The organism is Arcicella aurantiaca (genome assembly GCF_003148625.1).
Classification (GTDB): Bacteria; Bacteroidota; Bacteroidia; order Cytophagales; family Spirosomataceae; genus Arcicella; species Arcicella aurantiaca.
The window spans coordinates 171,802-194,263 of the sequence record NZ_QGGO01000003.1 but is presented as its reverse complement, the minus strand read 5'-3'; the positions used below and the strand labels follow the sequence as shown (position 1 = coordinate 194,263).

Sequence of the window (22,462 nt, the reverse complement as noted above, 5' to 3'; positions counted from 1 at the left end):
ATTCTACAATAACCTAAATTGAGATACGTTAATACAACAAATCAGCTTGACTTATTGATTCTTTAACATAATTATTAACTGTAAATCATTAACTATTCCTTAAAGCCGTGAAAAAGAAGATATTTTTACTAATTTTACCATTCTTTTGTGTAGCACTTAATTTGAAAGCTCAAAAGATTGGGTACATTGATACAGAATATATCACTTCAAAAATGCCTGAGTATCAAACAGCACAGGCAGAAATTGAAAAACTCACGACGAAGTGGATTAAGGAGGTATCAGATAAAAATGATGAAGTAGCGAAATTAGAGAGAAATTTTCGGGCAGAAGAAATTCTATTGACCGAAGAAATGAAACAACAACGCCAAAGAACTATTATCGAAAAAGAAAAAGAAGCGAAAGACCTTCAAAATAAAATTTTCGGAATCAATGGCGAATTACTCAAAAAGAAACAGGACATCATGAAACCTGTTCTTGATGAAGTTGCTAAGGCCGTTGAGAAAATAGCAAGAGCAAAGAAATTAGATTTCCTTTTCGATAAATCGTCAGATGGTATTGCGATGCTTTACACAAACCCAATTCATGATTATACTGATTATGTAATGGAAGAGTTAGGGATTTCGCCAGACCAAATTAAGGACAAAGAAAGAGAAGAAAACGAAGCTAAAACCAGCGAAGACAATAAGGGAAGTGACGCAACAGAAAAACCAAAGTCAAATAGAAAAAATACAACCCCTAAAAAAGAGTAAAACCAACCAGAATAATAACAACAAAATGAGAAACAAATTTTTAATTGCTTTATTCGCATTTTTTGGCTTAGCTGTAGCTAACTCAAATGCACAACAAAAAATCGGTTACATCAGCTTAGACTACATCTTGGCACAAATGCCCGAAGCAAAACAAGTAGAGACTGAATTGACAACGACAAAGACGCAGTACGATAATATGTATCAGTCTAAAGTGAAAGATTTTCAAACTAAATTGGCTGATTATGAGAAAAACGGTGCTACAATGGCAGACGTTATCAAAGCTGATAAAGAAAAAGAATTACAAGCGTTACAATCACAAATCGAAGAGTTTCGTCAAAATTCTTCAACTTCTTTACAAAAGAAACAAGCTCAATTGTTACAACCTTTGTTAAAGAAAATTGAAGACAATATGCACGCAACTGCTAAAGAAAACGGATTTGCATTTGTATTCAACTACGATGCAGGACAAGGAACTACTCCTATCGTTTTGCACGCTCCAGAAGATGCTAACATTTCTGATTTAATCTTGAAGAGAATGGGTGTTACACCTAAGCCATTAGCTCCTGCTGCTGCAACTCCTGCAACAACAACTCCAGCTACTGCTGCTCCAAAGAAAAACTAAGAATTGATTTTCTATAAAAAGCCTTCCAAATTTGATTTGGAAGGCTTTTTACTTTCTTATGTAGTTGTTGAGATTTAGGGGTTAGGATATGGCTTATGAAATTTCAAAAATAGTTTAATATTAAAAAGCTCGCATAAATTGGAAAGAAAAATTCTCCAATTTATGCGAGCTTTTTATTTAACTTCCTTTTTATGTAGCTTTTGAAAATTATTAGGAAATTCTACGAAGCATTATAAGTTGCCAATAAACATTACCCATTTCCTAATCACCAATAACTAATTACTATCCATTAAGGATTTGGTCGAGTCTCTGAATATTCAACTTTTACAGTACCGTCTGGATTTTTTACGATAACCATATATTGATGTTTGGTATTCGAAAAAGTTGGAAAAGAAGGTAAAGATTGAGGTTTATTTTCTGAATTATCAACTACAAAATCATCTGTTAATTCTTCTGTATCAGTGAGAATGCCCGAACCTAATGCAACAACTTTGATACTTACGCTGGCAGTGCCTGAGCTAACCAGTCCTAAATCTTTAGCGGCTGAATAAGAAACATCTAATAAACGTGACCTTGAATGTGGACCTCTATCATTAACTCTTACAACCGTTTTTGCTCCATTTCCCCGATTTGTTACTTCTAATAAAGTCCCAAAAGGATAAGACCGATGAGCAGCAGTATAATCAGAAGCTCGGTAGCGTTGTCCGCTTGAAGTACGTTTTCCCTCAAATTTGCGAGCGTAATAAGACGCTTTACCTAAAATAACTTTGTCTTCGTTTGAAGGATTAATTAATTTAATAACAGCAAGGAAAACAAAAGTAAATACACTTTTAAAAATCATAATTGATAAGTAACTCGACTCGTTTGCAACTAATAAACCACTGTTATTCAAAAACTTGTGATTTAAAACCGATTCTTATTACTTTTTAGTTAATAAAATAATTGGCTCATAGATTAACGAAAAAACAGATTAATCTATTGGGTATGGTTACTTTTAACTACTATTTTGAAGTGCAAATTTAAGCAAAAAACTCGTAAAAGCCTAAAATCGAGCTTTCCACCCTCCTGACGCTTTTCTGAATTTATCTTTGGAAGATGTTTTTTTAGAAGTAATTTTGAAAAATAGACAATAATCAAATGCAACAATATCAAGCTCTGCTTAAACATATTCTTGAGACTGGCACTCAAAAAACTGACCGTACTGGCACTGGAACAACTTCTGTATTTGGCTACCAAATGCGTTTTAATTTGAATGATGGCTTTCCAATGGTAACTACTAAAAAAGTCCATTTGAAATCAATTATCCATGAATTACTTTGGTTCATTAATGGCGATACCAACATCAAATATTTGAAAGATAATGGGGTGGGAATTTGGGACGAATGGGCAAATGAAAATGGCGATTTAGGTCCTGTTTATGGCAAGCAGTGGAGAAGTTGGACAACACCCGATGGAAAAGTAATTGACCAATTGAAAGAGGTTATCGAGACATTAAAAAAGAGTCCAGATTCACGTAGAATTATTGTAAGTGCTTGGAATGTGGGCGAATTGTCACAAATGGCGTTAATGCCTTGTCACGCACTTTTTCAGTTTTATGTAGCAGATAACAAATTGTCGTGTCAATTATATCAGCGTTCAGCGGACGTATTTTTGGGCGTGCCTTTCAACATTGCCTCTTATGCACTTCTGACGATGATGATTGCTCAAGTTTGTGATTTAGAATTGGGAGATTTCATCTGGACAGGTGGCGATACGCACATTTATTCAAACCATTATGAGCAGGTAAATACGCAGCTTGCCCGTGAGCCACGTCCGTTACCAACCATGAAAATTAATCCAGCGGTAAAAGATATTTTTAGCTTCAAATACGAAGATTTTACCTTAGAAAACTATAATCCATACCCGGGAATTAAAGCTCCTGTGGCGGTATAAGTAGCACAGACTTCAGTCTGTAAAGTAACACAAATTTTAGTCGGTTATTATTATTATCCTTACAGGTTAAAACCTGTGTTACTTAATTACAGACTTCAGTCTGTAAAGTAACACAAATTTTAGTCAGTTATTATTATTATCCTTACAGGTTAAAACCTGTGTTACTTAATTACAGACTAAAGTCTGTGTTACTTAATTTCAAAATCGTCTGCATCTAAAAATGCAGGAAATTTCGTTCTAAAATCTTCTAAATCTTGCTTGGTGATAATTTGGGTATGAATTACCTCTGAATCCGTTTGAAAAAACATTTGATTTCCCTTAAAATCAATAATAGCAGAGTTTCCATTGTAGTGTAAGCCCATTCCGTCGCCTCCTACCCGATTGACACCGATACAGTAACTCAAATTTTCAATCGCCCGTGCCTGCAAAAGTGTATCCCAAACTTTTGAACGAACAGCAGGCCAATTGGCAACGTAGATTAATAAGTCATAAGTAAGTTGTGAATTGTGAATTGTGGATTGTGAATCGGAAACCTCAATCTTTTCACTTTGTGCCTTTGTGCCTTCGTGGCTTTGTCCCTTAGTAAATCCTTGTCTCGACCAAACAGGGAATCTTAAATCATAACAAATTAATGGGCATATTTTCCAGCCTTTTAATTCTACAATGAGGCGTTTTTCTCCTCCTGAAAAATTATTATTCTCCCCTCCCATTCTGAATAAATGGCGTTTGTCGTAAGTTTCAAAACTTCCATCGGGACGCATCCATATCAAGCGATTGTAACAATTTTCGCCTTCTTTTACGATATAACTTCCCGATACAACCGCATTTGTCTTTTTAGCTTGTTGCTTCATCCATTTGAAAGTCGTGAAATTCATGGGTTCAGCTACCGATTTTACATTCATCGTAAAACCCGTATTGAACATTTCTGGAAGAATTATTAAATCTGTTGGAGAAGAAATTTGAGCAATTTTTTCTTCTAAATTTGCCAAATTTGCCGTCGGATTTTCCCAATATAAATCCGTTTGAATAATAGTAACCGATAGGTCTTGCATAGTACAGGATATTAATATTCTGTAAATTTACTAAATTTCAATAGTGGACTTCCTGCGAAAGTGTTTTATGATTGAAAAATGGTATATTTTCGAGCGAAAATAGCGAAAATTTTGAAAGCATAGCAGAGAAATGGGGGGATGCCCAATCTTGAAAAATTCTCGCTATTTATAGCCGAAAAGATGGTGTTTTACGACTTAAAACACTTTCGCAGGAAGTCTAATGTTATTCCATTTGAAAAGGAACAATTTATGCACTATATCCAATCTCAATTCTTAAATTATTTCAATTATGAAAAAGCTTTTCGGTTTATTAATTTTTGCGATTTTATTTTCGTTTAAACCAGACGAACGTCCAAGTCTGGCAATTGGAGCATCTGCTCCAAATTTCAACTTAAAAGGAGTTGATGGAAAAATGTACACCTTGCAATCATTTGCAAAAGCTAAAGTTTTAGCCATTGTTTTTACGTGCAATCACTGTCCGACTGCTCAGGCTTACGAAGACAGAATCAAGAAAATCGCAGCAGAATACAAAGCAAAGGGCGTACAAGTAGTAGCAATTTCGCCAAATGACCCAACGTCAGTCAGATTAGATGAAATGGGCTACACTGATTTGGGCGACACCTACGAAGACATGAAAATTAGGTCTAAAAATGCCAATTTCAATTTTCCCTATTTATTTGATGGTGATACAGAAATTACCTCCAAAAAATATGGCCCTGTGGCAACACCTCATATTTTTATTTTCGACGAAAAAAGAATTCTTCGTTATTCTGGTAGAATTGATGATGTTGAAAAACCAACAGGAAAACCTAAAAGTTTAGACGCTCGTAATGCCATTGAAGCGTTATTAGCAGGAAAAACCGTTCCAGTTGAAAAAACAAAGACTTTTGGTTGTTCTATCAAATGGAAAGAAAAAGAAGTTTTGACGAATAACGAAAAGGAAAGCTGGGCAAAAGAACCCGTTGCCTTAGAAAATATTGATGAAGAAGGCATTAAAAAATTATTGAAAAACGACTCTGGAAAACTACGTTTAGTGAATGTTTGGGCAACTTGGTGTGGTCCTTGTGTAGCTGAAATTCCTGATTTTTTGAATATCAATAGAATGTATCGTCACCGTGATTTTGAATTGATAACGATTAGTGCAGACAAACCAGACAAAAAGGAAAAGGCATTAGCAACGTTGAAAAGATTGCAGGCTTCGAGTAAAAACTATATTTTCAACTCGGATGATGCGTATAAATTAATTGAATTAATTGACCCAAAATGGCAAGGAGCTTTACCTTATACACTTTTAATTGAGCCTAATGGTAAAATTATTTATCAGAAACAGGGAACAATTAACCCCATGAAAATGAAAACAATGATTGTTGAAAATCCGTCGGTTGGGAGATATTTTTAGGAAATTCATTGGAACTATGATTTTTTGGATGAAAATATTTATGGGTTTTAAAAATTACAATCCTAAAATTCTCTAATCTAACAAATCATAGTTCTGATGAATGAGTACGTTTTAAGCTATTCCAAACTTCTCTTCATACGTTTTTATCCACTCCTCCACAGTGATTTTTTGAGCCAGTTCTCCAATTAATTGATATGGAATTTGGTCAAGTTTTTTAAACCGCATACAGCTTTTTCCAATATCTAATTTGGCTTTTGAATGTTTGGGATATTCCGAAACAAACCAATCCATTAAAGATTGGTTGGCATAAAGATTCATGTGATACAACGCCACAAAATTCTTTTGGGAAGCAATATTGATAAAAGGCAAAGGTAATTTGGGTGTACAATGATAACCTTTTGGATAAAGACTGTGAGGCACAACGTAGCCAATCATACCATAACTCATTTCTTCTCTGAAACCTTCGGGGAGATTTTCAGAAATGATTTTTCTGAGTTTTTGAATAACCTCTTTTCGCTCTTCGGGAATTTGGTTTATGTATTCTTCTACGGTATCAACTTTTATCTGCATAATTTGAGGAATTTATCATGCAATTTATAAACTTACTTTATCTGAAAACAAAATAAATCAGCGAAATAACGGTATGTTTTGCAGATATTTCGCCGATTTATCCAATCAACTTTACATATCTCGATACGCTTTTCTCAAACGACCTTGAAAATAATTGGCAAATTGATTACTAATGTTGGTAAAAAAAGTAATTTCACTTGGTTCTACATTGCCATAATTAGTTGCGGTTGGCACTTTTTTACCATTCAAGGCTTCTGGATTTCCTTCAAATTTTTGCCAAGAATCTGTCCAAGTATAAGCTTCGTTTCGTACTTCTTGCGTAATGACGTTATTTGTTCTGTAATCAAAAACTTTCAGTTCAACCGTGCCATTCATCACGATGGTTTTGGTGTAGGTCGTAATTCGAGCCGTAACATCTTTATAAATATCTACAACGGTAGAATCTTTATTTTTCTTTGTGCCAGTTTTAACAGATTTTGTAAAATTTTCGACGGAAGAATTTACCGTTTTAATTGGCAAACTCATATTCACTAAAGACATTTTTACGATTTCATGAATTGGAAATTTCTCCTTTTGAACATCAATTGTAGTGTAATATTTTACAAATTGACTTGGTAATTTCGAGCGAAAAATTTCACGATTAAACGCTTCTTGCAAAATTTGATATTCATTACTTCTTAAACGAAAAACATCATGAACAGGCTCAATAATTACTCGATAAGTAGCATATTGATAAGCCAAATCTAACTGCTGATTGATGTCTTTATAATTGGGCATCAGCTCATTTACTCGCTGAAAATGACCAATAGCATCTTTAGCTGCCAAACGATTTTCTTTGCTATTCATAGCCACCATTCCCGCTTGATAACGTTCATCAGCCGCCAATTTACGTGCAGATTCTACTTCATTAATATAATTCTGAGGCATTCCTACTTCACGAACACTTACAGGCGAGCGGGCAATCATATCATGTATTTTATTCAATTGTTGATATTCTGCCAATGCTTTTTCCCAACGAAATGGCTCATGTGAATTTTCAAAATTTCTAATAGTACGTTTATGATTTTCAACCGCCAAAGGATAAGCGTCGTGCAAAACAGCAAGGGCTTTACTATTATCAGAACTTTTTTGTAAACGTTCTACCGAAGTAAAAACGGCTTCATCAAAATTCCCTTTTTGGAGTTGTTTCATGCCACTACTACAAGAATTAAAAAGGATGATAATAAAAATATAACATAGTGATTTTTCGAAATACTTTTTATGTGTTCTCATTGTATTGATGGTTTAGTAATCTGAGCAGTAAGACAGATTTACGTGGTAAATTTAAGTCAGATTAAGCTATTTTTCAGCCTAAAAGTGCTTTATATCGTCAAGACATTTAGGACTATCCTGTCCCCTAATGGTATTCTGTTAATGATTTGTTAAAGATTTTTCATAATTTCGGTTAATGGATATTTTGTTTGAACAATGATTATTTGGATTTAATGATGGTAAGATTTGTAAAAATCTTAGTGCAGACAGTCCTTTTCAACCCATTTTTATTAACGACAAAAACAATGAAGAAAAAACTTTTATTGCTATTACCTTTAATTGTAGCTCAGTGTTCTGCACTGTTTGCCCAAGACCCTTGGTTAGTTACTGCCGACAAAATTAATCCTAATAATTATTACGGAGTAACTGTTGCCAACGGAATGATTGGAATTGTTTCATCTCCTGAACCGCTGAAAGTAAAAGACGTAGTTTTGAACGGAGCTTTTGACACTTACGGACGTGGACGAGTGTCAAATATCTTAAAAACTTTTGAGTTTGCCAATATGGATTTAGAAGTTGATGGTCGCCGTTTGGGACGTGCTGATATTAGCAACTACAAGCAAGTATTGGACATGAAAAATGCCATTTTAACTACCACTTTTGATTATTCTGATAAAGTTGCGGTTAAATATTCGATTATGGCATTACGTCATTTGCCTTATACCATGATGATTGATGTGGAAGTTAAAGCAAAAAAAGATTGCGAAATAACGCCCCACAGCGTAATGTCGGCACCTGATATGTTGCGTGATGTAAAAAATTCTTATGCACTTATTGACCGTCCGCACGCATTAATTCCATTGATGACTTCTGTTGCAAAATCTCCAACGGGTAAACATACTTTGGCGGCATCAAACTCATTTGTTTTTGCAGAAGAACGTGGCAAAGAACCACAATTAATTCACGAAGAATGGGACTACGGAATGCACCGTTTGAAATTCTCAAAAAAAATGATTGCCAACGAAACCTATTCATTTAGTGTAGTAGGTTCAACGATTTCGACAGAACAAACACCTGACCCACTCAACGAAGCAGAACGTTTGACAATTTATGCAGCCTTAGAAAAACACGACCGTTTATTGAAACGCCACAAAGAAGGTTGGGAAAAATTATGGACTTCCGACATTAAAATTGAAGGCGATGCTGAAGCCCAAAGAGCAGCACATTTTGCCCTTTATCATTTGTATTCTTTCTGCCGTGAAGGACAAGCATATAGCCTTTCACCAATGGGACTTTCGGGTTTAGGATACAACGGACACGTATTCTGGGATACTGAAATTTGGATGTACCCAGCTATTTTGGTTTTACATCCAGAAATGGCAAAATCTATTTTGGAATATCGTTTTGAACGAATGGAGTCGGCTCGTGCCAATGCCAAATCACATGGTTATCAAGGTGTTATGTTCCCTTGGGAATCTGATGACAAAGGACAAGAAGCTACGCCAGTTTGGGCTTTAACGGGACCATTTCAGCACCATATTACAGCCGACGTTGGTTGGGCATTTTGGAAATATTATCAAGTAACGCACGACAAAGAATGGTTAAAAACTCGTGGATACCCAATGCTAAAAGAAGTTGCTGATTTTTGGGTTAGTCGTGCCGAGAAAGGAACAGACGGAAAATATCATATCATCAACGTTGTTTGTGCGGACGAATGGGCTGAAAACGTGGACGATAACGCCTATACAAATGGCATGGTAAAAGAGGTTTTGGATTTTGCCATTGAGGCTTCGGACGAGTTAAAAATGCCTGTTAATCCAAAATGGGAAGAAGTTATGAATGGCTTAGTAATTTTAAGAAATGCCGATGGAGTTACGAAAGAACACGCTACTTACAATGGCGAGACAATCAAACAAGCGGACGTAAACTTATTGTCGTACCCAATGCACCAAGTTGTTGATAAAGAGTTAATTAAAAAAGATTTAGATTATTACGAAGCGAGAATGTCTGCCGATGGTCCAGCCATGTCACAAGCTATTTTATGTATTCTTCATGCAAGATTAAACAATACCGACAAAGCAGCCGAACTTTTCACAAAAAGTTATAAACCAAATGAAGTACCCCCATTCGGCGTATTAGCAGAAACGGCAGGTGGTACAAATCCATATTTTGCGACGGGAGCAGGCGGATTTTTACAAACCATCTTAAACGGTTTTGGCGGTTTAGACATCGAAGAAGAAGGAATCATTCAACTAAAAGACATTAAACTTCCCAAAACTTGGAAATCATTAACCATCACAGGCGTAGGCGTTGATAAAAAGACGGTTACGGTTTTGGGTGGGAAGTAGGAAAATATCACCTTTGTCATTGCGAACATAGTGACGCAATCTGTTGGATTGATGCAAGAGAACTTAAATGCCTTTTCTTGTAAGCTAACAGATTGCTTCACGATGTTCGCAATGACAAAGTTTAACATTAAATGAACAGAAAGTATAACGACCTAAAGATATGTTTTAAACCACAAAGAGTATTTCATTCACAATAAAAATGTCTAATTCCCTCCTCCACAAAACCCTAAACCAAATCCATCCATTAACCCATGAGGAGTTTAAAGCATTTTCTGCTTGTTTTAAGCCATTTTCTGCCAAACGAAAAGAAGTTTTGACGCACGCAGGCTCAATAGAAAAGCATCTGTATTTTGTTTTGGATGGCTTACAACGAGTTTATTATTTGGACGAACAAAACCGAGAAGCCACTTTGTTATTCTCTTATACAGGAAATTTCGGCGGTGTTTTGGACTCAATGATGAACCAAACACCATCACGATTTTATTACGAATCTCTCACGCCTTCTACTTTTCTAAGAGCGTCTTATTCACAAATTGAAACGCTTGCTCAGAACAACGAAAACATCGAATTATTACTCCGCAAAGGTCTAACCAATGCTTTATCAGGCATTATGGAGCGTTTAGTGGAATTACAATGCTTTTCTTCGGAAGAAAAATTCAAGAAATTATTGCAACGTAGCCCACACATTTTACAGATTGTTCCTCACAAATACTTAGCCAATTATATCGGTATTGATGCCAGTAATTTCAGCAAATTGGTAAACAGTATCAAAATATAAATCTTGGTAAAAACCAACATTTCATAACATTTTACCCTACAATTTTGTGACTATAAAATAATCAATCGCAAAATCATGGATAAAATATCACTTCTCAATCAGTTAGAAAACCAAGTTGAAAATCACTTACAACAAGCACTTGTTAAATTCCAAAACGCAACAAATGAAATATCACTAAAACCCTCTGATTCAAACGGTTGGAGTATCGCCCAATGCTTAGAACACCTCAATACATATAGCCATTATTATTTACCGTTATTTGAGCAAGAAATCGCTAAAAGTCCCGACAAGCCAGAAGCCAACCTTATAAAAAGTTCGTGGTTGGGACGAAAATCTATTGAATCCATGAATCCAGAAACGGGAACGAAAAAGTTTAAAGCTCTCAAAAATCATATACCTGTACCAGATTTAGATGCTCAAGCGGTTATCGCTGAATTTATTAGCCATCAAGAAAGGCTTTTACAAATTATCCGACTTGCCAAATCTAAAGATATTCAACAAATTAAAATTCCCATTTCAATTGCCAAATTTCTAAAATTGAATCTTGGCGATGCTTTACAATTTCTGATTGTCCACAATGAAAGGCATATTCAGCAAGCCAATCGGAATTTATAGCAATTCTCTTTTAGTCATTTCTAAAAATCCCCTGCCTTTTCCGTATTTTTGAAAATCGTAAATCCGATTCAAAAATACTTAGATGAAAAAATTATTTCTTCTCGACGCAATGGCGTTGATTTATAGAGCCCATTTTGCTTTTCAAAAAACACCACGAATTTCCTCTACGGGCATGAATACCAGTGCCGTATTTGGTTTTGCCAATACCCTTTTAGAAGTTATTTCCAAAGAAAAACCTACACATATAGGAGTTGCGTTCGACACGCCCACTCCAACCTTTCGCCATGTACAATTTGAAGCCTACAAGGCTCAGCGTCAGGCACAACCAGAAGACATTACCATTGCCATTCCGTATATAAAACGCCTTTGCGAAGCCATGAATATTCCGATGTTGATTATGCCGGGATACGAAGCCGACGACGTAATTGGAACAATTGCCAAACGTGCCGCCCGTGACCACGACGATATGGAAATCTACATGATGACGCCCGATAAAGATTATGGTCAGTTGGTCGAAGAACGCATTTTTATGTACAAACCTGCCTACATGGGCAAGGGCGTAGAAGTGTTGGGGATTACGGAAATTTGCGAGCGTTGGGGCATTGATGATGTCATGAAAGTGATTGATATTTTGGGATTAATGGGCGATGCTTCCGATAATATTCCGGGAATTCCGGGCATTGGAGAAAAGACTGCTCAAAAACTTATTGAAGAATATGGTTCGGTAGAAAATTTGATTGCTAATGTTGATAAATTAAAGGGAAAACAACAGGAAAATGTACGAAATTTCGCTGAACAAGGGCTTTTATCGAAAGAATTAGCCACCATTCATTGCGAAGTTCCTGTGACTTTTGATGAAGAAGATTTAAAAATGTCGGAAGTAAATAAAGAATTACTTTCACCACTTTTAGATGAATTGGAGTTTAGAACTTTACGAAGAAGACTGTTAGGAGATGAAGCCATGAGCAGTGAACAGTCAACAGTAAGCAGTAAACAGATTGCAACAAGTAGTAAAAAAGTTGTTGCTCCTTCTGGACAAATGGATATGTTTAGTAGTTTAGCACCTGAAAAACAATTGGATATATTTAGTGCTAATGGAGAGGAGGAAAATAAATCCGAAAACCAAAATCCAAAATCTACAATCCACACCACCGTACATCAATATCACCTCATCGACACGCCAGAATTACGTCAGTCGTTGATTCACTTTTTGAGTTTGCAAGATGCTATTTGTTTTGACACCGAAACTACCAGCGTTGATGCCGTTGAAGCTGAATTAGTAGGAATGTCATTTGCGTACCGTGCGGGCGAAGGTTATTACATTCCCGTTCCTGCCAATCGTGCAGAAGCTCAGGCAATTGTTGATGAATTTAAGCCGATTTTCTTAAACGAAAAGATTGAAAAAATTGCTCAAAATATCAAATATGACCTAATGGTTTTGAGTCAATACGGCGTAGAAATCAAAGGAAAAACTTACGATACGATGTTGGCTCATTACATTATTGAGCCAGAAAAACGTCATGGAATGGATATTTTGGCGGAAGATTTCTTGAATTATACACCAGTGTCTATCGAAGAAATTATCGGTAAAAAAGGCGTAAAACAAGGGAATATGCGTGATGCAGATATTGAAAAAGTGAAAGAATATGCTGCCGAAGATGCCGATATTACGCTCCAATTGAGAGATAAATTACACCCGATATTGGCTCAAAATCCAAGTGCGGTGAAATTATTTGAAGACGTAGAAATGCCTTTGACGCAAGTGCTTTGCGATATTGAAATGGAAGGCGTGAAATTGGATATTGAGTTTTTGGCGACGATGTCGAAGGTTTTAGAGAAAGATATGTTGGAAGTGCAAACCCGTGTTTTTGAATTGGCGGGACAAGAATTTAATTTGAGTTCTCCGAAACAATTAGGCGAAATTTTATTCGACAAACTCAAACTTGATTCAAAAGCTAAAAAGACCAAAACGGGTCAATACATGACGGGGGAGGATATTTTATTGAAATTAGAATCACAAAATCATGAAATCGCTCGTAAAATTTTAGACTTTAGAGAATTACAAAAATTAAAATCAACTTACGTAGATGCTTTACCACAGTTGATTTCACCCAAAACAGGACGTATTCATACTTCGTTCAATCAAGCAGTTACCGCAACGGGACGTTTATCAAGTACCAATCCGAACTTACAAAATATCCCAATTCGTACCGCTCGTGGGCGAGAAATCAGAAAGGCGTTTATTCCTAAAAATGATGATTTCTTAATCCTTTCAGCCGATTATTCGCAAATCGAATTACGCATTATGGCGGCTTTTGCCAAAGATGAATCCATGATTGAAGCCTTCAATCAAGGGCGAGATATTCACGCTACAACTGCGGCAAAAGTATTCAACGTAAGTTTAGACGAAGTAACTTCTGAAATGCGTAGAAAAGCCAAAACCGTCAATTTCGGGATTATTTATGGCGTTTCGGCATTTGGTTTGGCAGAGCAAGTGGGCGTAAGCAGAACCGAAGCCAAAGAATTGATTGATAATTATTGGAAGGAATTTCCAGCCATCAAAAAATACATGAACGATGCCGTAATTACTGCTCGTGACAATGGTTATGTAGAAACCATTTTGGGAAGAAGAAGGTATCTCCGAGACATCAATTCTCAGAATATGGTAGAGCGTGGTTTTGCTGAACGTAACGCCGTGAATGCACCCATTCAAGGTTCGGCAGCGGATATGATAAAAATTGCGATGATAAAAGTTAATGATTTCATCAAGCAAGAAAAACTACAATCTCGCATCATTTTGACAGTACATGACGAATTAGTTTTTGACGTTCACAAGTCAGAATTAGAACTCATGAAAACCAAAGTCAACGAACTGATGGTCAATGCAATACCTTTCCCTGTAAAAATGGAAACAGGCATGGGTGTTGGCTTAAATTGGTTGGAGGCACATTGATAGACTAAGGGAAAAGCCATTTGCGAAAAAGCGAACACTTAAACGACTTATAATCAACAGCTCAAGTTGTTTTGCAAATCTCAATTAGTTGAGGATAAAACACTTATTCTATATGTAAATAGGATAAGTGTTTTTTATTTGCAATAAAATAATTGCTAAAATATTTTGCAATAAAAAAAATGCAATTTAGATTTGCATAAAAAAAGACCTATCATTACTGACAGGTCTAAATTCTTTTACTTGGTTACGTTATAAATAAGAGGCTTTACCAAGCATCACATAACAAATTTACACAGATTTAATTAAAATACCAACATAAATTCATCTATTTACAGTTTACAATATGATTTTTAATGATTTCATAAAACATTTTTCAAGAGCTCGAATAAATCGTTATTGGATAGCTACGAATAAATCTAAGCGTAAAACAATCAAACTTTATAAAGCAAATTTGGAGATTTCACAAGCCTTTCACCCTTTACTGGGAATGGTTGAAGTGGTTTTAAGAAATCACTTAAATGAAAGACTAAGTTCGTATTTCAATGATTCCGATTGGATTATCAATCAAAAATCAGGATTTATGGCAGACCCATCCCTTACTTACGTACAAAAACACACACGGAAAAAAGTTACAAACAATTTTTTAAAAAGAGAGGTACAAAAAGTTGAAGATAGACTTCGTAAATCTGACATCCCTATTACGAGCGGAAAAATTATTGCCGAACAAACATTTGGCTTCTGGACTGATTTATTTGAGGTTCATCATTATAAACTTCTTAAAGGAAAACCCATTCAAATCTTTAAGGGTTTACCAAATAACTACGGAAGAAAAGAGATTATGGATGACTTGACTAAAATTAGGCGTTTTAGAAATAGAATTAACCACAATGAACCTATCTGTTTTGTAGGAAACTGTATAGATTTTACAGAAACGATACAGGTTTATACTTCTATCTGTAATATTTTGAAGTGGATTGACCCTCAGCTAATAAAAATTATGAAAGAGTTTGATGTAGTACAAAAAAGCATAAACAAGGCAATTAAGATTTGATTAAAAAATGTCTGAAACTAAACTAAAATATCTCTTCAATCCCACTCAAAAGGATGCCCGACAACTCAAAGCGGAGTTTGTAGTAAGAACGGCAATTTTTAATCAGATTTTCACTGATATTCAAGAAGATGCTATGCAAAAGCCTCCTCAACATTATATGATATTAGGGCAGAGAGGCATGGGAAAAACTACCCTTTTATTACGGTTAAAATATGCAGTTCAAGATGACGAAAATCTACAAAAATGGCTTTTACCTGTAGTTTTTAATGAAGAACAGTATGCCATGTCTGATTTGGCTTCGTTTTTTGAACATATTGCCCAAATTATTGCCGAAGTCCATCCATCGTATGAAAGCCTTTTGGAAGAAATGCGAAAGTATGAATTTGAGAATGACTATGACCAAAAAGCATTTGAGATTTTAGTAGAATACTTAAAGAAAAACGAACAAAAAATAATTGTCTTTCATGATAATTTCGGGCAGTTTTTAGAAAAGATTGGCAAGGTAGCTACTCATCGCTTACGAAATATTCTGATGAACTCAACGCATATTCGTTTAGTGGGTGCATCCGCTACTTTATTAGAACACACTTTTAATTACAAAGAACCCTTTTTTGATTTTTTCTACCAAATCAGGCTCAAAGGAATGACTTCCGATGAAACGATTTTGCTCTTTGAGAAATTAGCCGAAAACGAAGGTAAAGCAGAATCATTTCAAGAAATCTTAAAAACCGAACGCCCACGTATAGATGTCATGCGTAAGCTATCGGGTGGTGTGATACGCACAATGGTGATGCTTTTTGATGTGTTCATCGACAACGAGAAACAAGATAGTTTCAAAGACTTGGAGGCAATTTTAGACCGAGTTACGCCCCTCTACAAACACCGCATGGATGATTTGAAACCCCAACAACAACAAATTGTGGATGCTGTTGCTCGTGCTTGGGATGCCGTAACCGTAAGTGAAATTGCTGAACTAAGCCGTGCCGAAAGACAAGGACTAAAAACTAACCAAATATCTGCTCAATTAAAGCAATTAGTAGAGAATGGTATCATTGAAATTGAGCCACGCACCACAGGACGCACTAATTTATACCGTTTGCAGGAACGTTTTTTTAATATTTGGTATTTGATGCGTTACTCTACCCGCCAAGACAAACAGCGAGTGATTTGGTTTATAAAGTTTTTGGAGGAAGGATGTGGTAGAGAAAGAGTATTGAAAATATTAGAAAGTTTCATTAAAAGATTGGAAGAAGGAGTTATTTCTACTAATAGTTCTTACAGTTGGATAAATTCATTTACAATGTTAAAAAATGATGTATTATCCAAAGAAGAAAAAATTGCATTATTGATACTATGCAAAATCCAATCTGAAGAAAAAGATAATGAAGAACTAAATACTTTTCTTGATAAAAAAATAGAAGAACTTGAATTTGATTTTAAAGAAATAGAAAAAGGATTATCGGATGAAAAGAATGAATGGTTAATATTATTCAGCTTAGTTATTTTAGGAATAATTATTTGGAACAAAAGCAAAGCTAAAAAAACAAAAATCGACATAAAAGAAAGATTCCCCCAATTTATTAAAGACAATCTGATAGCTATTTTAGAAAATTTAGTTGAGAATAAAGTTAAGGAGTCGTTAGAATTATTTGAACAAACATATACTAATGATGAACTTTCAGAAGATTTTTTACAGGAATTTTTATCATTGTTGATTGCAAAAAAACAATATCATTCCGCTAACAAACTCTTTCAAGACTACCCAGAACTCAAAGACCGCCTTAAACCCATCTACTACCTAACAATGGAATATCTAAAAGATGAATATCCCAACGAATATCTCAAAGCGGGAGAAGAATACCGAGAAACGATTGAGGAGTTGAAAGAACGGGTAAAATGGTTTGAACAAAATTTATCGTAAAATATGAAATATTTACTTTTAGGAATTCTCCTAACCTCATGCAGTCATTTCCCAAGCCAGACAATGACTCGAACGGAATTATTTTTCGGCTTATCTAAAGCAAATGGAGGTTCGGTTTCTTCATCAGATTTTCAGGCATTTTCGGATACTGTTATTACCAAAAATTTCACAGAAGGTTCAACCATTATTGATGCCAAAGGGCAATGGTTGGGTAATGATGGAAAACTAATTTCAGAATCTTCAAAGGTATTAATAGTAGTCTCAAAAATGGATAAAAATCAGTCGGAGAAAATAGAAATGGTCAAAGAAAAGTATAAAAAATACTTCCAACAAGAATCCATTTTACGGGTAGATAGTAAAGTAAAAGTTGGATTTTAACAGTATTTCCCGCCCAATTCTAAATAAATGAAGGGTCAAAAAGTAGAAAAACATCGTTTCAGACTTTAATTGTCAAAGTATAATTGAAAGAACAGACAATTAATTTAATCAAAAATAAAAGACGATGTTAAACTTCAAAGTTGAAAACAAGGTTGCATTAGTAACAGGTTGTAGTAGTGGAATTGGAATGGCAATTGCCATTGAACTGGCTCAGTCTGGTGCAGATATTATTGGTGTAGCGGTTGATTTACCAGCAACAGGAAGCGATGTTGCGAAAGCAGTTGAAGCGGCTGGTAAAAAATTCTACCCTTACGTTGCCGATTTTTCTAATAGAGATTCTCTTTACACTTTCTTAGAAAAAGTGAAAGCAGAACATCCAAGAATTGATATTTTAATTAACAACGCAGGACATATCATGCGTAAGCCTGCAGCAGAACACCCAGACGAATATTGGGATTTAATTATTGATATTAACCTAAACGCACAATTTATCATTACTCGTGAAATTGGTAAGCGTATGGTTGAACAAAATTATGGTAAAATCGTATTTACTTGCTCATTATTGAGTTTCCAAGGTGGTATCAATGTTCCGGGTTATGCAGCAAGTAAAGGAGCAGTTTCTTCTTTATTGAAGGCTTTTGCTAACGAATGGGCTCCATTTAATATCACGGTAAATGGCGTTGCTCCGGGGTATATTGCTACCAATAACACAACTGCATTAAGAGCAGATGCAGACAGAAGTGCTGCCATTTTATCAAGAATTCCAGCAGGTCGTTGGGGAGAAACTTCTGACTTAACAGGTGCTTACGTATTCTTGTCGTCTCCTGCATCTGATTATATCAATGGCTCAATCATCACTGTTGACGGTGGTTGGATGGGTAGATAATCTTTGTGATTGAGTGATTAATTTCACTGCAATTCAGTTGTCATTATAAAACGTCGGTAAGGTTTCATTCAACTTTACCGACGTTTTGTTTTTATAAATCATTCTTCAGAAAATAAAAAATCAGCGAAAATCTGTACCATCCGTTTCATCAGTGGTCTATTTTACGTCATGGCAAATCAAACAAAAAACACGAAAATCACTAAATTGCAGGAAAAATAGCATTTCCTTTGAAAAATACTCCAACAGAAAAAACGAATCTTCATCCACGAAATCAGCACCGTTTTCGATACGATTTTCCGCAACTTATACAAAGTTGTCCAGCACTTGCCAACTACGTTTTTGTGAATCAGTACAATTCTGAAACGATAGATTTTTCTAATCCAGAAGCCGTAAAAATGCTCAATAAAGCTATTTTAAAGCATTTTTACGAGATTGATTATTGGGATATTCCTGCCAATTATCTTTGTCCGCCCATTCCAGGGCGTGCCGATTATATTCATTACATAGCCGACCTTTTAGCAGCTTACAACAAAGATATTATTCCCAAAGGACGTTCCATAAAAGTGCTTGATATTGGCGTAGGGGCAAATTGTGTGTATCCAATCATCGGCACAAAAACGTATGGTTGGCAATTTGTAGGTTCAGATATTGATGAAATTGCGATAAAATCAGCGGAAAAGATTTGTAGTGAAAATTCAGCATTGAGTGAAAATATTGAGTGTCGCTTACAAAAAAATCCAAGCAATATTTTCAGAGGAATCATTCAACCCGATGAAGTTTTTGACGTAACTATCTGTAACCCTCCATTTCACGCATCACAAGCAGAAGCAATGGCAGGAACACAACGCAAATTGAAAAACCTAAAACTTGATAATAAACCCAAACCAACACTAAATTTTGGAGGGCAAAATTCTGAATTATGGTGTGAAGGTGGCGAAATAGCTTTCATTAAAAAAATGGTTAAAGAAAGTGTTTCAATGGCAAATCAATGCTTTTGGTTTACCAGTTTGATTTCTAAAAAAGAGAATTTACCAAGTATTTATTTCGCTCTTAAAAACGCAAAAGTATTTGACTACCAAACATTTGAAATGGCTCAAGGACAAAAAGTAAGTCGCTTTGTAGCATGGACTTTCTGGAACGAAGAACAACAGAAAACTTGGAGAGAAAAACTAAAAAATAGGCTAACAATTTGATTCACAAATAATTTAAGGCAAAAAAAACCTTTAAAACATTTCTTTTTGTTCTATAAGAACAACGTCGGCGAGGTTTTGAACCTCGCCGACGTTAATCTCAATGATTATTGAAATAAAATAATCACCATTCTCAAATCTCTAAATAATACTCCCATGAGCAAGAAAGAAACATTTCAAGATATAATTGATGGAGACACTCCCGTTTTGGTAGATTTTTTCGCTACTTGGTGTGGACCATGCAAAACGATGTCGCCAATTTTAGAGGCATTTTCTAAACAAATGGGCGACCGTGTACGAGTTATCAAAATTGATGTGGACAAGGCAACTTCTACCGCAGCAACTTATAAAATTCAAAGTGTCCCGACTTTGATTTTATTTCAGAAAGGACAAATTTTATGGCGTGCATCGGGAGTTATTCAAAAGCAACAATTAGAAACAATTATTAATCAGTTGACGGTAAAATCGTATCAGGAATAACGAAAATCTGAACTAAGATTTACAAGATGAAAGAATTTTAAGATTCGTTTTTAAATCTTGAAATTTAATAAATCTTAGTTCAGACAAACTACTTCACTGAAACAACCTCAATTTCAAACAAAAGAGGCGTATCTTCTGGAATTGAACCTGCTCCAGATGAACCATAACCCATCGCAGAAGGAAAGATAATGACAGCCTTCTCTCCTACTTTCATTTTGGATATTCCTTTGTCAAATCCTTTTACAACTTCTCCTCCGTTAAGCGAAAAGCTAAAACTGCCCGAATCAAATTCTTTATCCATTTTCTTCCCCGCAATAAATTTTCCCGTATAATTAACCGAAACAGTTTGCCCACTTTGTAAGACCGTCCCTAATGGATTTGCCTTTGTCAAGATAAATTTCAAACCATCTTCGGTAGAATCAGAAATCGTTAAATGTTTTGCTTTAATATAATTTTCAATCTGACTTTCTTCTGTGCCTAATTGTTCCTTTTCTCCGCCACAACTTGTTGTAATTAAGGAAAAAACCAAAAGTGATAATGCAATAAATTTGTTCATAATAGTTGTTTATTTTTTCAAACTCAAAGATACATCATCAAACAAAGCATATCATAACTTTTTGTTCTGAATAACCAACACTAAGGGGATTTTCTGTAATTTTGAATAATGAAAATTCCACAAGCATTAATAGATTCTCTTCAAAACGTAAAAGGCTTTCACGAAGAAGCTTTTATTAAGATTCATGAACAAAGTGAGTCTCCTACTTCCATCCGTTTAAACCCATTTAAACCAATTCAAAAATGGGGAATTTCTCAAGAAAACACTACTGATGAAGGCGTTTCACAAGTACCTTGGTGTGAAAAAGGAAGATATTTGGCAACTCGTCCAAAATTCACCTTCGACCCACTTTTTCACGCAGGTGCATATTATGTACAGGAAGCAAGTTCGATGTTTTTGGAAACTGCCCTAAAGCAAACCGTTGACTTAACAAAAGACCTTAAAGTATTAGACCTTTGTGCAGCACCGGGAGGAAAAAGCACCCTGATAAACAGTCTCTTAACACCAGAATCTTTATTGATAAGCAATGAAGTTATCAGGTCGAGAGCCAATATTTTAGCTGATAATTTAACCCGTTGGGGAACAATGAATACCGTTGTGACCAATAATGACCCTAAAGATTTTGCACGATTAACAGGATTCTTTGATGTTTTAGTGATTGATGCACCTTGTTCGGGTTCGGGACTTTTTCGTAAAGACCCAGAAGCCATCAACGAATGGTCATTGGATAATGTTACGATGTGTTCTTTACGTCAAAAACGAATTATTGGAGATGTTTGGGCAAGTTTAAAAGAGGGCGGAACGTTGATATATTCGACGTGTTCCTATTCAGAAGCAGAAAATGAAGACATTGTAAAATGGATTTGCGAAGAATTTGGAGCTAAAAATTTAACACTTGATATTGCTAATTTTCAAATAAATACAGATTTAGAAAATACTAAAGCACAATCGTCACTTCGTTTTTATCCTGACCAAATCAAAGGAGAAGGTTTTTTTATTGCTGCTTTCAAAAAGCTAAATTCAGAAAAAGAAACATTTATTCGTTCGGGGAAACCTATCAAAAATAATAGCAGAAGAACAGAAAGAGAAATCTTTAGAACTTGGGTAAACGGAATTGACAATTTTACGTGGTTTGAAAAAAATGATGACTATTTTTTAATAAATCCAGACCATGAACATATCATTAAGTTGTTACAGTCAAACCTTTATTTACGCAAAGCAGGAATCAGAATGGGAAAAATTGCAGGAAAAGATTTAATTCCTGACCATGAATTGGCATTGAGTTTGTATCTTTCTGAAAATATTGCTCGCCGTGAACTCAGTAGAGAACAAGCCATTTCGTATTTACGAAGAGATGATTTTACTCTCGAACAAGCTCAAAAAGGATGGTCATTGATGACTTATGAAGACCATGGTTTAGGTTGGGCGAAAATCTTACCAAACAGAATTAACAATTATTATCCAAAAGAGTTAAGAATTTTGAGTAGAGCTTAGTGTACAAAAAGACGATAACAAACTAATTATCAATATTTTAAATTTCGAGTACAATCTTATTAACAATCTTTTAACTTTGTAAAATAATAACTCTTTTAGTTAAATTACAGATTAAGAAAGTATTTTACATATTTTTGTAGCGAAATAAAGAGACCACAATAATTAACTGTATGTCAGCAGGTTATTTAAAGTAGAGAATATTATTAGATGTTAGGATTTAGTAGTTAGGAATTAGTA

The 22,462-nt window shown here is 35.2% G+C and carries 20 protein-coding genes; 15 read left to right on the top strand and 5 right to left on the bottom strand.

The genetic code is table 11. The annotated features are described in order from the left end of the window. The first annotated feature begins 107 nt into the window (after positions 1 to 107). Positions 108 to 749: an OmpH/Skp family outer membrane protein gene (locus LV89_RS04050; RefSeq protein ID WP_109741585.1), complete on the top strand. Its 642-nt coding sequence runs from the start codon at positions 108 to 110 to the stop codon at positions 747 to 749. A gap of 25 nt (positions 750 to 774) precedes the next feature. Further along, positions 775 to 1,371, top strand: a complete 597-nt coding sequence (locus LV89_RS04045; RefSeq protein WP_109741584.1) for an OmpH/Skp family outer membrane protein — start codon at positions 775 to 777, stop codon at positions 1,369 to 1,371. 289 nt (positions 1,372 to 1,660) lie between these two features. Here LV89_RS04045 and LV89_RS04040 read toward each other — a convergent pair whose 3' ends face one another. Beyond that, positions 1,661 to 2,212: a septal ring lytic transglycosylase RlpA family protein gene (locus LV89_RS04040; RefSeq protein ID WP_109741583.1), complete on the bottom strand. Its 552-nt coding sequence runs from the start codon at positions 2,210 to 2,212 to the stop codon at positions 1,661 to 1,663. 296 nt (positions 2,213 to 2,508) lie between these two features. Between LV89_RS04040 and LV89_RS04035 the strand changes: the two genes are divergently transcribed. Beyond that, the gene (locus tag LV89_RS04035; RefSeq protein WP_109741582.1) at positions 2,509 to 3,303 is read left to right on the top strand and encodes a thymidylate synthase; all 795 of its coding nucleotides are present in this window, start codon (positions 2,509 to 2,511) and stop codon (positions 3,301 to 3,303) included. A 188-nt stretch (positions 3,304 to 3,491) separates the two neighbouring features. Here LV89_RS04035 and LV89_RS04030 read toward each other — a convergent pair whose 3' ends face one another. Next, positions 3,492 to 4,355, bottom strand: coding sequence for a nitrilase family protein (locus LV89_RS04030; protein ID WP_109741581.1), 864 nt, complete (start codon positions 4,353 to 4,355; stop codon positions 3,492 to 3,494). 289 nt (positions 4,356 to 4,644) lie between these two features. Between LV89_RS04030 and LV89_RS04025 the strand changes: the two genes are divergently transcribed. Next, positions 4,645 to 5,754: a redoxin domain-containing protein gene (locus tag LV89_RS04025; protein WP_109741580.1), complete on the top strand. Its 1,110-nt coding sequence runs from the start codon at positions 4,645 to 4,647 to the stop codon at positions 5,752 to 5,754. A gap of 111 nt (positions 5,755 to 5,865) precedes the next feature. Here the strand turns inward: LV89_RS04025 and LV89_RS04020 are convergent, their stop codons facing one another. Both LV89_RS04020 and LV89_RS04015 read right to left on the bottom strand, forming a co-directional pair. Beyond that, positions 5,866 to 6,324, bottom strand: a complete 459-nt coding sequence (locus tag LV89_RS04020) for a DUF1801 domain-containing protein (RefSeq protein WP_109741579.1) — start codon at positions 6,322 to 6,324, stop codon at positions 5,866 to 5,868. Positions 6,325 to 6,435: 111 nt separating this feature from the next. Continuing rightward, positions 6,436 to 7,596 (bottom strand): hypothetical protein, encoded by a 1,161-nt coding sequence (locus tag LV89_RS04015; protein ID WP_146199071.1) that lies wholly within the window; start codon positions 7,594 to 7,596, stop codon positions 6,436 to 6,438. 284 nt (positions 7,597 to 7,880) lie between these two features. Here LV89_RS04015 and LV89_RS04010 point away from each other — a divergent pair, with 284 nt between their 5' ends. The 10 genes from LV89_RS04010 to trxA all read left to right on the top strand — a co-directional run bounded on the left by LV89_RS04010 (position 7,881) and on the right by trxA (position 20,175). Then, positions 7,881 to 9,923, top strand: a complete 2,043-nt coding sequence (locus LV89_RS04010; RefSeq protein WP_109741672.1) for a kojibiose hydrolase — start codon at positions 7,881 to 7,883, stop codon at positions 9,921 to 9,923. Positions 9,924 to 10,122: 199 nt separating this feature from the next. After that, positions 10,123 to 10,701, top strand: coding sequence for a Crp/Fnr family transcriptional regulator (locus LV89_RS04005; protein WP_109741577.1), 579 nt, complete (start codon positions 10,123 to 10,125; stop codon positions 10,699 to 10,701). 75 nt (positions 10,702 to 10,776) lie between these two features. Then, positions 10,777 to 11,316 (top strand): DinB family protein, encoded by a 540-nt coding sequence (locus LV89_RS04000; protein ID WP_109741576.1) that lies wholly within the window; start codon positions 10,777 to 10,779, stop codon positions 11,314 to 11,316. A gap of 82 nt (positions 11,317 to 11,398) precedes the next feature. Further along, positions 11,399 to 14,269 carry a DNA polymerase I gene (gene polA, locus LV89_RS03995; RefSeq protein WP_109741575.1) on the top strand — a complete coding sequence of 957 codons (2,871 nt, stop codon included), beginning with the start codon at positions 11,399 to 11,401 and terminating at the stop codon, positions 14,267 to 14,269. A 343-nt stretch (positions 14,270 to 14,612) separates the two neighbouring features. Beyond that, entirely contained in the window at positions 14,613 to 15,320 is a 708-nt protein-coding gene (locus LV89_RS03990; protein WP_109741574.1) for an Abi family protein, read from the top strand. 7 nt (positions 15,321 to 15,327) lie between these two features. Then, positions 15,328 to 17,241 carry an ATP-binding protein gene (locus LV89_RS03985; RefSeq protein WP_109741573.1) on the top strand — a complete coding sequence of 638 codons (1,914 nt, stop codon included), beginning with the start codon at positions 15,328 to 15,330 and terminating at the stop codon, positions 17,239 to 17,241. Between the two features lie 3 nt (positions 17,242 to 17,244). Then, positions 17,245 to 17,619 carry a DUF3574 domain-containing protein gene (locus LV89_RS03980; protein ID WP_109741572.1) on the top strand — a complete coding sequence of 125 codons (375 nt, stop codon included), beginning with the start codon at positions 17,245 to 17,247 and terminating at the stop codon, positions 17,617 to 17,619. Between the two features lie 124 nt (positions 17,620 to 17,743). After that, positions 17,744 to 18,505 (top strand): SDR family NAD(P)-dependent oxidoreductase, encoded by a 762-nt coding sequence (locus LV89_RS03975; RefSeq protein ID WP_109741571.1) that lies wholly within the window; start codon positions 17,744 to 17,746, stop codon positions 18,503 to 18,505. A 227-nt stretch (positions 18,506 to 18,732) separates the two neighbouring features. After that, positions 18,733 to 19,698, top strand: coding sequence for a 23S rRNA (adenine(1618)-N(6))-methyltransferase RlmF (gene rlmF / locus LV89_RS03970; RefSeq protein ID WP_211321143.1), 966 nt, complete (start codon positions 18,733 to 18,735; stop codon positions 19,696 to 19,698). A gap of 153 nt (positions 19,699 to 19,851) precedes the next feature. After that, positions 19,852 to 20,175 (top strand): thioredoxin, encoded by a 324-nt coding sequence (trxA, locus tag LV89_RS03965; protein ID WP_109741569.1) that lies wholly within the window; start codon positions 19,852 to 19,854, stop codon positions 20,173 to 20,175. 88 nt (positions 20,176 to 20,263) lie between these two features. Here the strand turns inward: trxA and LV89_RS03960 are convergent, their stop codons facing one another. Next, on the bottom strand, positions 20,264 to 20,731 hold the full coding sequence (locus LV89_RS03960; RefSeq protein ID WP_109741568.1) for an FKBP-type peptidyl-prolyl cis-trans isomerase: 468 nt from the start codon (positions 20,729 to 20,731) through the stop codon (positions 20,264 to 20,266). Between the two features lie 108 nt (positions 20,732 to 20,839). Between LV89_RS03960 and LV89_RS03955 the strand changes: the two genes are divergently transcribed. Further along, positions 20,840 to 22,225, top strand: coding sequence for a methyltransferase RsmF C-terminal domain-like protein (locus tag LV89_RS03955; protein ID WP_109741567.1), 1,386 nt, complete (start codon positions 20,840 to 20,842; stop codon positions 22,223 to 22,225). Positions 22,226 to 22,462 lie beyond the last annotated feature (237 nt).

Bases quoted from the DNA above. Each gene is read 5' to 3' on its own strand.
- LV89_RS04045 (WP_109741584.1), top strand. From the start codon at position 775: ATGAGAAACAAATTTTTAATTGCTTTATTCGCATTTTTTGGCTTAGCT.
- LV89_RS04040 (WP_109741583.1), bottom strand. From the start codon at position 2,212: ATGATTTTTAAAAGTGTATTTACTTTTGTTTTCCTTGCTGTTATTAAA.
- LV89_RS04035 (WP_109741582.1), top strand. From the start codon at position 2,509: ATGCAACAATATCAAGCTCTGCTTAAACATATTCTTGAGACTGGCACT.
- LV89_RS04030 (WP_109741581.1), bottom strand. From the start codon at position 4,355: ATGCAAGACCTATCGGTTACTATTATTCAAACGGATTTATATTGGGAA.
- LV89_RS04025 (WP_109741580.1), top strand. From the start codon at position 4,645: ATGAAAAAGCTTTTCGGTTTATTAATTTTTGCGATTTTATTTTCGTTT.
- LV89_RS04020 (WP_109741579.1), bottom strand. From the start codon at position 6,324: ATGCAGATAAAAGTTGATACCGTAGAAGAATACATAAACCAAATTCCC.
- LV89_RS04015 (WP_146199071.1), bottom strand. From the start codon at position 7,596: ATGAGAACACATAAAAAGTATTTCGAAAAATCACTATGTTATATTTTT.
- LV89_RS04010 (WP_109741672.1), top strand. From the start codon at position 7,881: ATGAAGAAAAAACTTTTATTGCTATTACCTTTAATTGTAGCTCAGTGT.
- LV89_RS04005 (WP_109741577.1), top strand. From the start codon at position 10,123: ATGTCTAATTCCCTCCTCCACAAAACCCTAAACCAAATCCATCCATTA.
- LV89_RS04000 (WP_109741576.1), top strand. From the start codon at position 10,777: ATGGATAAAATATCACTTCTCAATCAGTTAGAAAACCAAGTTGAAAAT.
- polA (WP_109741575.1), top strand. From the start codon at position 11,399: ATGAAAAAATTATTTCTTCTCGACGCAATGGCGTTGATTTATAGAGCC.
- LV89_RS03990 (WP_109741574.1), top strand. From the start codon at position 14,613: ATGATTTTTAATGATTTCATAAAACATTTTTCAAGAGCTCGAATAAAT.
- LV89_RS03985 (WP_109741573.1), top strand. From the start codon at position 15,328: ATGTCTGAAACTAAACTAAAATATCTCTTCAATCCCACTCAAAAGGAT.
- LV89_RS03980 (WP_109741572.1), top strand. From the start codon at position 17,245: ATGAAATATTTACTTTTAGGAATTCTCCTAACCTCATGCAGTCATTTC.
- LV89_RS03975 (WP_109741571.1), top strand. From the start codon at position 17,744: ATGTTAAACTTCAAAGTTGAAAACAAGGTTGCATTAGTAACAGGTTGT.
- trxA (WP_109741569.1), top strand. From the start codon at position 19,852: ATGAGCAAGAAAGAAACATTTCAAGATATAATTGATGGAGACACTCCC.
- LV89_RS03960 (WP_109741568.1), bottom strand. From the start codon at position 20,731: ATGAACAAATTTATTGCATTATCACTTTTGGTTTTTTCCTTAATTACA.
- LV89_RS03955 (WP_109741567.1), top strand. From the start codon at position 20,840: ATGAAAATTCCACAAGCATTAATAGATTCTCTTCAAAACGTAAAAGGC.